Below are 14700 nucleotides of genomic sequence, written 5' to 3' on the forward strand. Positions count from 1 at the left end.
TTATAATTGCATCTCTAAAAAATTTTTTAATAATTGAGCTCCGACACTACCGGATTTCTCAGGGTGAAATTGAACGCCAAAAAAATTTTTCTTTTGCATGACAGCGCTGAAAGAAACTTCATAATTAGATGTAGCTAATGTGTATTTATTTAAAGGAATAATATAACTATGAACAAAATAAAATCTTGAATTTTTGTTAATATTTTTAAATAATGGTTGGGAATCATCAAACGAAATATTATTCCAACCAATATGAGGTAACGGAAAATTAGTCGTTTTTAAAAGATGTGCAGAACAATTTTTAAAAATCCCAATAGTTTTTGTTCCTATGCATTCTTCGCTAAAATCGCAAAAAATTTGCATTCCAAGACAAATACCTAAAGTAGGGTGTTTTAAATTTTTAATAGTGTTAATTAAATTTTTTTTATGTAGAATTTTCATAACTGTTGCGGCATTTCCTACCCCAGGCAAAAAAATCTTTTGAGCTTTTAAAATTAAATCAATATTAGAAGTGATGACAGAAGTATAACCTATTCTTTTGATAGCTACTTGAATTGAAGTCAAATTAGCACAACCAGTATCTATTATCACTATATTCATTATAGAATGCCTTTTGATGTTGGTAATGCATTGCCTTCTATTTTTATTGCTTGACGAAGAGCTTGACCAAATACTTTGAATAAACTTTCAACACAGTGATGATCATTTTTTCCTAAAACACTTAAATGTAACGTAATTTTCATAGAATAACACAGAGAATAAAAAAAATGCTCAACCATATTAGCATTTAAATCTCCTACCATTTTATGTTGAAAATTAGCTTGAAAATTTAAATATGGACGATTAGATATATCAATACTACATTTTGCTTCGCTTTCATCCATTGGTAAAACGAAACCAAATCTACGTATACCATTTTTATTATTCAATGTTTTAAATAACGCTGATCCTAAAACTATGCCTACATCTTCTACAGTATGATGATCATCAATTTTTAAGTCGCCATTAGCTAAAATATACATAGATATACCACTATGTATTGATAATTGATCTAACATATGGTCAAAAAAATTTATTCCAGTACTAATAGAAGTAAAATTCATTAAATCTAACCATACTTTTACGTGCACATACGTTTCTTTTGTTTCTCTAATAACTTCTGCATATCTATTTCTTTTAAGGATTTCGCAAGTAATTTTTTTCCAATTACATTTTTTTTCATGATATTGTATTCCCATCAATCCTATATTTTTTGCTAATTCCATATCCGTTTCTCTGTCCCCAATTACATAACTGCGTTTTAAATCTATATTTTTTTCATTCAACCATGGAAGTAATAATTGAAATTTAGGTTTACGACATTTACAATTATCACTCGATAAATGAGGACAAATTAAAACATCTTCAAAAATTATTCCTTCTGAACGAAATACATCTAACATAAAAAAATGCGGTATATCAAAGTTTTTTTTAGGAAAAGATTTACTTCCAAGGCCATCTTGATTAGTAACAATTATAAATTTATAATTAAATCTCATTAATTTTAATAACGAAGAAATAACAAAATCCTTAAATTTAAGCTTATCAAGTGTATCTACTTGAAAAGTAGAAATCGGTTCATCAATTAAGGTTCCATCTCGATCAATAAATAATATTTTTTGTTTCATTAAATTAAAATACCTCATAAAATATTTTTTTTAGACACACGCTTTAATTCATTGATTAAACGTAAACATTCTACGTCTGATCCTACCGATATTCTCAAACAGCGTTTTAAATTAATTTTATGATTTTGATTTCTTAAAATTATGCCTTTATGCCATAAACTCCAAAATACTTTTTCAAAATGAAAAAGCTTGACCAAAATATAATTTGCGTGACTTTTAAAAATTTTTTCTATAAAAATTATTTTTTTTAATTCATTTACTAAATAAGAGCGATTAATATTTATTTGGTTCACTCTATTTTTCATGTCTAAAATAGCGTTATCATGCAACGCTTGACAAGCAATATCTGCAATAAGAGAAGAAATTGGATAAGGACTAATTACTTTATGTAAAATATTAATAATTTCTTTGGAGGCTAATACAAATCCGCAACGAATTCCAGCTAAAGAAAAAGCTTTAGATAAAGTTCTTAAAATAATTAAATTAGAATATTCTTTCAAAAAATTTACCATGCTATTTTTGGAAGAAAATTCAATATAAGCTTCATCTATTACTAAAATGGCACGACCTAATGTTGCCTTTAATAAAATTAACAAATCTTTAGAATGAATAAGGTTTCCAGTGGGATTATTAGGATTACAAATATATATTAATTTGACTTTATCAAGGTTAGATATAATATTTGATATATCTATTTTCCAACTATTTTTTAGCATAAGAATTTCTTTAATCTCAATCCCGAAAATTTTTGCGTTAATACCATACATATCATAAGTTGGAGGACAATAAATAATTGCATCTTTACCTGGTTCACAAAAAGATTTCATTAATAATTCAATACCTTCATCTGCGCCTCTAGTAATTAATATTTGATCTTCAGATATATTTACATATTTAGAATATAATTGAATTAATTTTTTAGGTTGAAATTCTGGGTAACGATTAAATGATTTTATATTTGAAAAAAAAGAAATAGGAGTAGGAGACTCATTTGCATTTAACCATACCTCTCCCTTTCCTCCAATTCGTCTTGCAGATTGATAGGGTTCTAATTTTTGTATATTTTTTCTAGCTAAATGAAGAATATCAACTGTCATTTTTTTTCCTTAAGTCGATTTACCCTAATTTTTACAGCGTATTTATGTGCTTCAAGATTTTCAAATTCAGATAACACTTCAAGAGTTTTAGACAGGTTCATAAACCCTTTAGATGTTAATTCTTGAACTAAAACTCTCTTTTTAAAATCATACAAACCTAATGCAGAAGTAGATATAGATTTCCCATAAGTGGGTAAAACATGATTTGTACCAGAAGCATAATCACCAGCAGATTCCGGCGACCAAGATCCTAAAAAAATAGAACTAGCATTTAATACATTATTTAATATTAATCTTGGATTTTGCGTATTAATAATTAAATGCTCAGGAGCATACATATTAGATATTTCAGTACATTCGGATAAATTTGTAGTCAAAATAATTATACAATTTTTTAATACATGTGGTATTTCAAATGATTTGGATAAATTTTTTAGTTGTTTTTTAAGATAAAAAATTACTTTTTTCGCTACTTTTATACATGTAGTCACCAGTATAACTTGAGAAGATATACCATGCTCTGCTTGAGATAATAAATCTGCAGCTATAAAATCGGGATCAGCTGTTTCATCAGAAATAATTAATAATTCTGATGGTCCAGCCAACATATCTATCGATGGTCCATTTAAATAAGAACTTACTTGTAATTTTGCTTCTGTTACATATGCATTTCCAGGTCCAAAAATTTTATTTACTTTAGGAACGCTTTTTGTTCCAAAAGCAAGCGCTGCTATAGATTGAGCTCCTCCAATTTGAAATATTCGATCAACACCGCAAATATTTGCTGCATACAATATTTCAGAACAAATAGGAGGAGGAGAGCAAAGAATAATATTTTTACAACCAGCAATTTTAGCTGGAATAGAAAGCATTAAAACGGTAGAAAGCAATGGCGCTATTCCACTAGGAATATAAATGCCAATAGAATCTAAAGGACAGTAAATTGCTTGACAACGAACTCCATGTTGGGTCTCAATATCTACATCAGGAATGTTTTGAGCTTTGTGAAAAATAGTAATATTTTTCTTGGCAGTTTCAATAGCACTTTTTAAATCATTACTAACATATGATGAAGAAAGTAATATATCTTTTTTACATATTTCAAATTCTTCTATATTATTTTTCTCAAATAAAATAGAGTATTTTTTTAACGCTGAATCTCCATAATTTTTAACATTATCTATAATTTCCATAACTTTTTTTTTAATAGAAAAATTTTTTTTAAAAATAGGCCTCAACAAAATATCTTTTTTTTCTTGACAATTTAATTCATCCCAATAAATAATTTTTTCAAAATTCTGCATAAAAAATTTACTCCATCATTTTTTCAATAGGCAAAACCAAAATAGAACTAGCACCCAAAGATTTTAATTTTTCCATTGTTTCCCAAAATAAGGTTTCACTACTAACCATATGCATAGCTACCTTTGTATCATCACCTGCTAACTTTAAGACAGTTGGTTTTTCTGCTCCATGCAGTAATGATATTACCGCTTCTAACTGATTAATGGGGGAATGCAACATAATGTATTTAGATTCCCGCGCCTTAATTACTCCTTTTATCCGATCCATTAATTTGTTAATAACTTCTTTTTTTGAAATACTAATACTGCCAGTTCTACAAATAAGACATGCATGAGAACGGAAAATTACCTGCACTTCACGTAAACCGTTTGCTTCTAACGTGGCTCCAGTTGAAACCAAATCACAAATTGCATCTGCTAATCCAGCTCTGGGTGCAACCTCCACAGAACCATTTAACATGCATAATTTAAAGGAAACATTTTTTTTATCTAAGTATTTTTTTAATAAATGAGGATAAGAAGTAGCAATACGAAAATTTTTTAAACATCTTATATTATCATATGGAGTATTAATAGGAATTGCTAAAGACAATCTACAAATACCAAAATCAAGGCGTTTTAAAGTTAAGTAAGAATTCTCTAAATTTTGTGAAGTGCGATGTAATAATTCTTCCTCTAAAACATTTTCGCCTACTATTCCTAAATCTACTACTCCGTCCATTACTAATCCTGGAATATCATCATCACGTACTAACATAACATCAATTGGCATATTTTCAGCAAAAGCAATTAATTTTTGTTGATTTAAATTAATTTTTATTCCACAACGTGTTAATAATGTTATTGATTCACTACTTAAACGACCTGTTTTTTGCATCGCTATACGCACGCGATTATTATCTAACATTTTTCAAGTCCTATAAAAGTTTTTAACTTATTAAAAAATTATTGTTTCATTTAAAAAAAAAACCCAAAATCAGGGTTTTAAAGAAATAATATCTAAAAAATAGAGAGATTTAATAAAAATTGAATAGATATATGTATAAATTAATTATTATTGATATTTTTAAATATTTTTTATATATATTTATTCCATTCGATCATCTATTTCAATTATTACTATGATAGCAGCATCACTTCCAAATATTTTCGGTGCTTGATGAAAAGCTATTATATCGGGATGTTGAGATAACCAAAAAGGTATTTGTTGTTTTAAAATTTTTTTTCCATGGCCGTGCATAATATGCGCACAAAAAAATTTTTCTTTTTGACATATTGCAATTAAATTACCTAACTCTTGCGTTGCTTGATATTGATTTAAACCATGTAAATCAAGAAAAATATCTGGATAATATTTTCCTTGCTTTAATTTTTTTAAGATATTATCAGCATACTTATTTCTCATATAAGAAACTGGATTTTCTTTAAAAAAAATATTTTTTGTTTTATATTGCGAAAAATAATAAGTATGTACATTTTTTTCAAAAAAAGAACGTTTTACAAATATATTAGCCTTACTTGTTTCAAGTCGAGAGTGAAAGATAGTATCCTGTACTATTTCGCGGGTTCCATTTAACCATTGACGAAATAAAATATTATCTTTAATAGGAAGTGGTTGATTTTTATTCATAGTTTATCACCAAAAAAAATTAATAAATTTTTTTAATTTTTATTGATTATATAATTTAGTTTTTATAAAAACAACAAATAAAATTTATCATTATACAAATTTAAAAAATGATTTTTTATTAAAAAATAATTTTTATATTTATCATTTTTAACATTAAAACCTGTAAAAAATTTATTTTTATAAATATTTTCTGTATAGTTATATTAATTTAAATTATTAATGATAAAAAAATGGCTGGAAATACAATCGGAAAAATTTTTCGTGTAACTACTTTTGGTGAATCACATGGCGTTTCATTAGGGTGTATAATAGATGGTATGCCACCAGGATTAGATTTATCTATTCAAGATTTACAAAATGACCTAAATAGAAGAAGACCTGGGAATTCTCGATATACTACTGAGCGTCGTGAACTAGACCAAGTAAAAATACTTTCAGGAGTATTTAATGGTTTTACAACTGGTACAAGTATTGGTTTAATTATTAATAATACTGATCAACGTTCAACAGATTATGATCAAATAAAGAATTTATTTAGACCAGGGCATGCAGACTATACTTATGAAAAAAAATATGGAATAAGAGATTACAGAGGCGGCGGAAGATCCTCAGCTCGTGAAACTGCAATGAGAGTAGCAGCGGGATCAATTGCAAAAAAATATCTTTATAATCAATTTGGAATTAAAATACGAGCTTATTTATCAGCGATGGGGCATATTAAATGTTCCTTTAAATCATGGGAAGAGGTTGAAAAAAACTCTTTTTTTTGTGCTGATTCAAAAAAAGTTATATATTTAGAAAATTTAATTAAAAAATTAAAAAAATCAGGTGATTCCATCGGTGCAGAAATAACAATTGTTGCAGAAAATGTTCCAATAGGATTAGGTGAACCAGTATTTGATAAATTAGACGCAGATTTAGCTCATGCATTAATGAGTATTAATGCGTCTAAGGGAGTAGAAATAGGAGATGGTTTTTCAGTAATCAATCAAAAAGGTAGTGAACACCGTGATGAAATTGACTCAAAAGGGTTTAAAAGTAACCACTGTGGTGGAATTTTAGGAGGAATTAGTAATGGCGAAAAAATATTATTAAAAGTTGCATTTAAACCTACTTCAAGCATCCGAAAAATAGGAAATACAGTAGATTTAAAGAACAAAGAACAAAAAATTATAGTTAAAGGTCGTCACGATCCATGCGTTGGAATCAGGGCGGTTCCTATAACAGAAGCAATGGTAGGAATTGTACTGATGGATCATTTATTGAGATTTCGCGCCCAATGCAGTAAATAACTATTTCAAAAATATTTAATACTATTATTGCTACTAATATATTTAGTAGCATATAAATATTTTATAATTTTATTTATTATTTAATAATAATTGATATCCTATTTTTTATTCAATTATGATAAAATAATTTTGTAAAAATCTTTGTACTTAAATTGAGTAAAAAAAATTTTAATAAATTCATAATTATTAAATGAAAAAAACTAGAATGATGAATATCAAAATATTTTTTCTCATAAATAATTTTTACCTTACATACCAAATATTTTACTAATAATTTTCTTATCAAAAAATAAAGTAAAAAATTTAATATTTTTTAATAAAATTAAATAACTTATTAGTCAAATCTAAACTAATTCCTACAATATTAACTTTCTTTTTTAAACTAATCTAAATTATTTCCAATATTACACACTTCTACTGTACAAGCAGAAGTCATACCTTTTGAATAAAAATAAAGAAGAACTTTTTACTTAAAAAATGTGATAATTTTATTAATTAATTATTTTAATTAGAAAGAACAAATTGAGGAGCAATGTCACCAGATTTAATTTGAAAAATTATATAATAAACTTCCGTATTACATAAAAAATAAAAATATACTATATTAGTATATATAGCATAATTTTTTAAAATTGAATGAAACTTAAAATGATAAAATTTTAATTAAAATAATACGTTTTTAAAAATATAGATAATAATTATTTAATACAAGTAATAAATTTATAAAATAAAAAATTAATTATTTAAAATTTATTAGCTTGTTAAATGAAACAACTTATTCATAATATTTTTTTATTTAAATTAAATATTAAATTTATAATTTTATGTATTCAGTTTCAATTTAAACTTAAAGTATTATAAATATTATTTATGCAGGAGAATAAAAATAATGTTCACAGGAAGTATTGTTGCGCTAATCACTCCAATGAATAAAGAAGGTAAAATTTGCCATTCTAGTTTAAAAAAATTAATTGACTATCATGTCTTAAGTAAGACAAAAGCTATTGTCTCTATTGGGACTACTGGAGAATCTGCTACTTTAAGTCAAGAAGAACATATTAAAATAGTTATGTTAACTTTAGAATTAGCTAATAAAAGAATTCCTATTATTGCCGGAACAGGAGCAAATGCCACAACAGAAGCTATATCTCTGACAAAAAGATTTGAAAATTCTGGAATTGCAGGATGTCTTACAGTAACTCCATACTATAATAAACCTACCCAAGAAGGATTATATCAACATTTTAAAGCTATTTCAGAAAGTACAGAACTACCTCAAATACTATATAATGTTCCTAGTAGGACTGGATGCGATTTATTACCTTCAACAATTTCTAGGCTCGCTGAATTTAAAAATATTATTGGAATTAAAGAAGCAACAGGTGATTTATCAAGAATTAATAAAATCAAGAAATTAGTTAAAAATAATTTTTTGTTAATTAGCGGTGATGACGCGACAGCATTAGATTTTATGCAATTAGGAGGTCATGGAGTAATATCTGTAACAGCAAATGTAGCTGCAAAAGAGATGGTTGAAATATGTTCATATGCACTAAAGGGTGATTTTCTTCAAGCAAGAATTATGAATGAACGTTTAATGCCATTACATGAAGCTTTATTTATAGAATCTAATCCAATTCCAATAAAATGGTTGGCAAAAGAAATGGGTTTAATAAAAAATGATACATTGCGATTACCTATGACTCCAATTTTAGATTCAACCCGTATACAACTTAAAAAAGCCCTTCAAAATGCTAACATTAAAAATTCATAAATTTTTTTTTAATACAAGTATTATTATTTTTTATATTTTAATTCTATTTTTTGCAACATCATGCTCTTTAAAAATGCCGCAAAAAAAAAGCTTTTTTTTAAAAAAATTAATTATACCAAAAGATATTAATTTTCCTTCTCAAGATAAAGAATATTATATTCCGTATACACAAGATGATTTAAATAAAAAAAATTATGATATATTTCCTCCTGAAATAAAATAGCTTTTTTTAAAAAAATTATTCTAAAAAATTAATCTTTATTATAATCTTTAAATTATAGATATAAATCAGGTGCAGACTATCTCAAATGATATTTCTGCATCATAAAATCTATTAAAAATATATTTAAGAAATGTTAACAAGTAAGTTTTTCATAATACTTTCATAAATTAAACTCAATTTTTTTAAATCAGATACTTTTACACATTCGTTAATTTTATGAATGCTATTATTTGTTAAACCTAATTCTACTATTTCAGATTTCATTAAAGCAATAAAACGACCATCTGAAGTCCCACCATCGGTAGACAATATAGGTTGTACATCATTGAACTCTTTAATTGATTGAATAGTTTTATTTATTAATAATCCATTTTTCGTTAAAAATGGCTTCCCAGAAATATACCATTCTAAAGAATAATTAATATTACTATCTTTTAAAATTTTTACAAATCTTGATTTAATCTCATTTTCTGAAATTGAAATTCCAAAACGAAAATTAAATTGAACAAACAAAGATCCCGGAATAACATTATTACTTCCCTCACCTGAATGAATATTTGAAATATTTACAATACTGGGAGAAAAAAAATGATCACCATGATCTAACTTAACAGACAACAATTTTAAGATAATTGGTAAACTTTTATGTATCGGATTATCTGCTAATTGGGGATATGCAATATGACCTTGAATACCATAAATTTTTAAATTTGCCGTAATAGAACCTCGTCGACCATTTTTTATAGTATCACCAATAGTAACATTACTAGAAGGTTCTCCTACTATACAATAATCAATTTTATCATTTTTAGAAATTAAATAATCTACGACCTTCTTGGTTCCATCTAAAGCGGAAGATTCTTCATCTGAAGTAATTAAAAATGCTAAACGACCTTGATACAGTGGAAATTTTTTTATAAAGCGCTCAGAAGCAATCATCATTGCTGCTAAAGCACCTTTCATATCTGAAGCTCCTCTGCCAAATAAAAAACCATGATTTATTACCGGATCAAAGGGATTATTAGTCCATTGAGAATATTCACCGGGAGAAACTACATCTGTATGTCCAGCAAAGGCTAAAGTTTTTCCAGACCCTCTTGTAGCCCAAAAATTTTTTGTATTATTTACATTAACTCTTGTTACTTTGAAATCAAGATTACGAAAAAAATCAATCATAATATCCTGACAACCTAAATCTTGCGGACTGATAGAAGGTATTCGAATTAATTTTTTTGTCAGTTCAACAATTGAAGAAATCATATACACTCTCATAAAAATTTTTTATTTAAATATAAATTATATCTACTAAATGGGGCTATATATAAGCCCCCTTAAACTATCAAAATAATTTTTGAATTAATGATTTAAAAAAATTTTTGATTTATTAACTATATTATCTACAGTAAAACCAAATTTTTCAAATAATATTTCTCCTGGCGCAGACTTTCCAAATGTTTCCATTCCAATAATTAAACCATCTATACCTACATATTTATACCAAAAATCTTTAATACTCGCTTCTACTGCCACTCTTTTTGTTACATAAGATGGTAATATGGATTCTTTATAAATATCATCTTGTCGATCAAATACATTGGTAGAAGGCATAGAAATAACGCGCACAGAATATCCTAACGACTCAATTTTTTTCGCTGCAATTAAGGTAATTTGAACTTCGGAACCAGAAGAAATAAAAATGATATCAACCAGCTCTTCTTGAGAGTTATATAATATATATCCTCCATAAGAAATATTTTCTAATTGGGTATTATCTCTTGGAAATTGAAATAAATTTTGGCGTGATAAAATTAATGCAGTTGGACCTTCTTTTTTTTCAATAGCATATTTCCACGATATAGCAGTTTCCACTTGATCACTTGGTCTCCAAACATCTATATTGGGAGTTGTTCGTAAACTTGATAATTGTTCGACTGGTTGATGTGTTGGACCATCCTCGCCTAACCCAATAGAATCGTGAGTATATATAAAAATATGATGAGTATTCATTAATGCCGCCATTCGAACTGCATTTCGAGCGTATTCTACAAACATTAAAAATGTTGAAGTATATGGAATAAATCCTCCATGATGCGAAATACCATTAGCAATAGCTGTCATTCCAAATTCGCGTACACCATAATGAATATAATTTCCTGAAGAATTTTCTTTTATAGAAACAGAAGATGAACACATTGTTAAGTTGCTAGGAGATAAATCAGCTGATCCACCTATTAATTCAGGTAAAAAAGCATTAAATTTTTCTAAAACGTTCTGAGAAGCTTTACGACTTGCAATATTTTGAGGATTTTTTTGTAAATCAACAATATATTCTTTAGTATTTTTATACCATTCTTTAGGTAGTTCTTTTTGCATTCTTCTTGAATATTCTTTTGCAAGATCAGGATACTCAGATTTGTAAAAATCAAATTTTTCTTTCCAAGCATTTTCGAGAATTAAACCTTTTTCAATACAATTCCATTGCTTGTATATTGAATTTGGTATTTCAAAAGGTAAGTAATTCCAATTTAAATTTTTTCGTGTTAAAAAAACTTCATTTTCTCCGAGAGGAGCTCCATGCGATTCAGACGAACCAGATTTGTTCGGAGAACCAAATCCAATAATTGTATTACAAATAATAAGCGATGGTTTATCTTTTTCCAATTTCGCTTGTTTAATAGCTCTTTGGATTGACTTGTAATCATGTCCATCTACTGAATCTAATACATGCCAATTGTAAGCTTTGAAACGCATTGCAGTATCGTCTGTAAACCAATTAGAAACATCTCCATCTATTGAAATTCCGTTATTATCATAAAAAACAATTAATTTTCCTAATTTTAAAGTACCAGCTAAAGAACAAACTTCGTGAGAAATTCCCTCCATTAAACAACCATCTCCCACAAATACCCAGGTATAATGATCAACTATATTAAAACTTGGGCGATTAAAATAAGAACTTAATATTTTTTCTGAAATTGCCATACCAACGGAATTTGCTAATCCCTGCCCTAAAGGACCTGTTGTTGTTTCAATACCGGGAGTTTCGCCTACTTCAGGATGCCCTGGAGTTTTTGAATTAAGTTGTCTAAATTTTTTTAATTGATTTATAGGTAAATCATATCCTGTAAGATGTAATAAACTGTATAACAACATAGAACCATGACCATTTGATAGTACAAAACGATCACGATTATCCCAATGAGGATTTCGAGGATTGTGTTTAAAAAAGTCTCTCCACAAAACTTCTGAAATATCTGCCATGCCCATGGGCATTCCAGGATGACCTGATTGAGCTTTTTGAACAGAATCAATACTTAATATTCGCACTGCATTAGCTAACTCTTTTCTTGAATGCATATTTTTTTCCTAATGTAAATTTTTTAAAAAATTTTACTTAATATCTTATATTAATTTAGAAAAAATATTTTCTAAACATACCTGATCTTTTCCAAAATTTCTTATGCCTTCTGATAATTTATTTACTGCCATTTCATCTTGATTATGTTCCCATCGAAAATTTTCTTCCGAAAGTGGTAAAGGAGGTTTGACAAAATTACTTGGAGGAGTTAACTGTCTAGTTAATTCTTTAGAACTAGATTCTAATTTATTTAGTAAAAATGGAGAAATAGTTAATCTATCACATCCAGATAAAGCTAAAATTTGTTCAACATTTCGAAAACTTGCTCCCATAATTATTGTTTTATAATTATGTTTTTTATAATAGTTATATATTTTATGAACAGATAAAACACCAGGATCTATTTCAAAAGATAATTTTGATCCTGAATGGTGCGATACATGCCAATCATAAATACGTCCAACAAAAGGTGATATGAGAAATACATTTGATTCCGCACAAGCTCTAGCTTGAGCAAAAGAAAATAAAAGAGTTAAATTACAAGAAATATTTTCCTTTTTGAGTTCTTCTGCAGCTTTAATACATTCCCAAGTAGAAGCTAATTTAATTAATACTCTGTTTCTTGGAATGCCTTTTTTTTCATACATATTAATAATTTTCTTAGCTTTTAAAATACATTTCTCTTTATTAAAAGATAATCGAGCATCAACTTCACTAGAAATATAACCTGGTATATTTTTTAAAATTTCTACGCCAATATCAACTAAAATCTTATCAGATGCGTTAGTTATTTTATCTTTTCTTGATCCTCCTTTTTTTTTAGCATAACTTACTGCTCGATTGAGAAATTTGTTATAAGATTTCGAGCTTACAGCACTAAGTATCAATGATGGATTGGTAGTTGCATCACTCGGTTTGTATTTACAAATAGATTCTATATCACTTGTGTCTGCAACAATTGTTGTAAATTTCTTTAAAGCCTCTAATTGATTCATATTTTAATCCTTTACAATGTAAATAAATATATATAAATTTTTTTGATTTTATTAAATTTATACCTTTAATATTATTCATATCTTTTAATAATTAAAGAAACGTTATTACCACCAAATCCAAAGCTATTAGACATAGCTGTATTAATTTTTTTAGTAATAATTTTTTTTATAATATTCATATTTTTTGCATATGGTTCTAAACATTTAATATTAATACTTGGAGCTATAAAATTATATCTTAACATTAATAATGTATAAATAATTTCATGAACTCCAGAAGCTCCTAAAGAATGCCCAGTCATCGATTTCGTTGCTGAAATTATTGGTAATTTTTCATTATAAAAAGATTTTTTAATAGATTCTAATTCTATTAAATCACCTAATTTTGTAGAAGTTCCATGAACATTTAGATAATCAATAGATAAATTTTTTTTATTTTTTACTAAATTCATACAACGTATTGCTCCTTCTCCTGAAGGAACAATCATACTATTACCATCAGATGTTGTTGAATATCCAATAATTTCAGCATAAATTTCAGCAGACCGAGAAAGTGCAGAATGCAAATCTTCGATAACTAATATTCCCGCTCCTCCAGATATAACAAAACCATCTCGATTGATATCGTACACACGTGATGCTTTATCAGGAATATGATTAAAATGACTAGAAAGTGCTTTCATTGAATCAAACTCATATGCTAGCTGCCAACTAACTTCTTCACCACCACCTGCAAAAATTAAATCTTGTTTTCCAGATTTTACTAATTCAAATGCATGACCTATACAATTTCCAGAAGTTGAACAAGCTGAACTAACAGAATAACTTATACCATAAATTTTAAAACAAGTAGATAAACAAGCTGATATTCCCGAAGTCATAGATTGAATGGCTGTATAAGGACTTATAGTCTTTAAAAGACAACTATTTTTTTTAAAACTTATACCTTTACTAAGTTTTCGCGCTCCTCCGCCAGAACCAACAATTAAACCAACACGTTGATTTTTTTGATATTGTTTAATTTTTAAATTAGAATCTTTAATAGCTTCTTCCATTGATAATAAAGCATAAACAGAACCATCACTCATAAAACGAACATTTCTATTTTTTACTATATCTTTAATTTCTAATTTAATGTTTCCCCAAACTTGACTTCTCATACCGAAATCTTTCATTTCTTGAGAAAATGTAATTCCTGAAATTCCATTTAACAAAGAATTCAACACTTCTTTTTTATTATTACCAATACTTGAAATAATACCAAAACCTGTAATTACTACTCTTCTCACTGACTATTCCTTAAATTTAAAAAATTTGCTATAGTAAAATACTACAAAATAATACTCATATAATAAATCAT

The 14700-nt window shown here is 27.1% G+C and carries 13 protein-coding genes; 3 read left to right on the forward strand and 10 right to left on the reverse strand.

Features of this window, described 5'->3' with window-relative positions; all coding sequences use genetic code 11:
- From hisH to smrB, 6 genes are all read right to left on the reverse strand, one after another.
- Nucleotides 1-600: an imidazole glycerol phosphate synthase subunit HisH gene (hisH, locus tag DD681_RS02530; RefSeq protein WP_158341436.1), complete on the reverse strand. Its 600-nt coding sequence runs from the start codon at nt 598-600 to the stop codon at nt 1-3.
- Nucleotides 600-1667 (reverse strand): bifunctional histidinol-phosphatase/imidazoleglycerol-phosphate dehydratase HisB, encoded by a 1068-nt coding sequence (hisB, locus tag DD681_RS02535; RefSeq protein ID WP_158341437.1) that lies wholly within the window; start codon nt 1665-1667, stop codon nt 600-602. Before hisB ends, hisH begins: the two co-directional genes overlap by 1 nt.
- A gap of 14 nt (nt 1668-1681) precedes the next feature.
- Complete coding sequence (gene hisC / locus DD681_RS02540; RefSeq protein WP_158341438.1) at nt 1682-2764, reverse strand: histidinol-phosphate transaminase; 1083 nt, start codon at nt 2762-2764, stop codon at nt 1682-1684.
- The gene (gene hisD, locus DD681_RS02545; protein WP_158341439.1) at nt 2761-4068 is read right to left on the reverse strand and encodes a histidinol dehydrogenase; all 1308 of its coding nucleotides are present in this window, start codon (nt 4066-4068) and stop codon (nt 2761-2763) included. The genes hisC and hisD overlap by 4 nt, the downstream gene beginning before the upstream one ends.
- Nucleotides 4069-4075: 7 nt before the next feature.
- Complete coding sequence (gene hisG / locus DD681_RS02550; RefSeq protein ID WP_158341440.1) at nt 4076-4975, reverse strand: ATP phosphoribosyltransferase; 900 nt, start codon at nt 4973-4975, stop codon at nt 4076-4078.
- Nucleotides 4976-5155: 180 nt separating this feature from the next.
- Nucleotides 5156-5698, reverse strand: coding sequence for an endonuclease SmrB (smrB, locus tag DD681_RS02555; RefSeq protein ID WP_158341441.1), 543 nt, complete (start codon nt 5696-5698; stop codon nt 5156-5158).
- Between the two features lie 230 nt (nt 5699-5928).
- Between smrB and aroC the strand changes: the two genes are divergently transcribed.
- From aroC to DD681_RS03170, 3 genes are all read left to right on the forward strand, one after another.
- Nucleotides 5929-6990 carry a chorismate synthase gene (gene aroC / locus DD681_RS02560; protein ID WP_158341442.1) on the forward strand — a complete coding sequence of 354 codons (1062 nt, stop codon included), beginning with the start codon at nt 5929-5931 and terminating at the stop codon, nt 6988-6990.
- A gap of 889 nt (nt 6991-7879) precedes the next feature.
- The gene (dapA, locus tag DD681_RS02570) at nt 7880-8764 is read left to right on the forward strand and encodes a 4-hydroxy-tetrahydrodipicolinate synthase (protein ID WP_158341443.1); all 885 of its coding nucleotides are present in this window, start codon (nt 7880-7882) and stop codon (nt 8762-8764) included.
- Nucleotides 8765-8837: 73 nt separating this feature from the next.
- Nucleotides 8838-8987 (forward strand): hypothetical protein, encoded by a 150-nt coding sequence (locus DD681_RS03170; protein WP_261788352.1) that lies wholly within the window; start codon nt 8838-8840, stop codon nt 8985-8987.
- Between the two features lie 123 nt (nt 8988-9110).
- Here the strand turns inward: DD681_RS03170 and dapE are convergent, their stop codons facing one another.
- The 4 genes from dapE to DD681_RS02595 all read right to left on the reverse strand — a co-directional run bounded on the left by dapE (nt 9111) and on the right by DD681_RS02595 (nt 14629).
- The gene (dapE, locus tag DD681_RS02580; protein ID WP_158341445.1) at nt 9111-10247 is read right to left on the reverse strand and encodes a succinyl-diaminopimelate desuccinylase; all 1137 of its coding nucleotides are present in this window, start codon (nt 10245-10247) and stop codon (nt 9111-9113) included.
- A gap of 96 nt (nt 10248-10343) precedes the next feature.
- A complete protein-coding gene (gene tkt, locus DD681_RS02585; protein ID WP_158341446.1) occupies nt 10344-12344 on the reverse strand; it encodes a transketolase in 2001 nt (666 codons plus the stop codon).
- A 45-nt stretch (nt 12345-12389) separates the two neighbouring features.
- On the reverse strand, nt 12390-13340 hold the full coding sequence (tal, locus tag DD681_RS02590; protein ID WP_158341447.1) for a transaldolase: 951 nt from the start codon (nt 13338-13340) through the stop codon (nt 12390-12392).
- Nucleotides 13341-13411: 71 nt separating this feature from the next.
- Nucleotides 13412-14629: a beta-ketoacyl synthase N-terminal-like domain-containing protein gene (locus DD681_RS02595; protein WP_158341448.1), complete on the reverse strand. Its 1218-nt coding sequence runs from the start codon at nt 14627-14629 to the stop codon at nt 13412-13414.
- Nucleotides 14630-14700: the final 71 nt, after the last annotated feature.

This window comes from Buchnera aphidicola (Melanaphis sacchari), assembly GCF_003096055.1.
GTDB lineage: Bacteria > Pseudomonadota > Gammaproteobacteria > Enterobacterales > Enterobacteriaceae > Buchnera > Buchnera aphidicola_P.

Bases quoted from the DNA above. Each gene is read 5' to 3' on its own strand.
- hisC (WP_158341438.1), bottom strand. From the start codon at position 2,764: ATGACAGTTGATATTCTTCATTTAGCTAGAAAAAATATACAAAAATTA.
- tal (WP_158341447.1), bottom strand. From the start codon at position 13,340: ATGAATCAATTAGAGGCTTTAAAGAAATTTACAACAATTGTTGCAGAC.
- hisG (WP_158341440.1), bottom strand. From the start codon at position 4,975: ATGTTAGATAATAATCGCGTGCGTATAGCGATGCAAAAAACAGGTCGT.
- hisD (WP_158341439.1), bottom strand. From the start codon at position 4,068: ATGCAGAATTTTGAAAAAATTATTTATTGGGATGAATTAAATTGTCAA.
- aroC (WP_158341442.1), top strand. From the start codon at position 5,929: ATGGCTGGAAATACAATCGGAAAAATTTTTCGTGTAACTACTTTTGGT.
- DD681_RS03170 (WP_261788352.1), top strand. From the start codon at position 8,838: ATGCCGCAAAAAAAAAGCTTTTTTTTAAAAAAATTAATTATACCAAAA.
- tkt (WP_158341446.1), bottom strand. From the start codon at position 12,344: ATGCATTCAAGAAAAGAGTTAGCTAATGCAGTGCGAATATTAAGTATT.
- dapA (WP_158341443.1), top strand. From the start codon at position 7,880: ATGTTCACAGGAAGTATTGTTGCGCTAATCACTCCAATGAATAAAGAA.
- hisB (WP_158341437.1), bottom strand. From the start codon at position 1,667: ATGAAACAAAAAATATTATTTATTGATCGAGATGGAACCTTAATTGAT.
- smrB (WP_158341441.1), bottom strand. From the start codon at position 5,698: ATGAATAAAAATCAACCACTTCCTATTAAAGATAATATTTTATTTCGT.
- dapE (WP_158341445.1), bottom strand. From the start codon at position 10,247: ATGATTTCTTCAATTGTTGAACTGACAAAAAAATTAATTCGAATACCT.
- hisH (WP_158341436.1), bottom strand. From the start codon at position 600: ATGAATATAGTGATAATAGATACTGGTTGTGCTAATTTGACTTCAATT.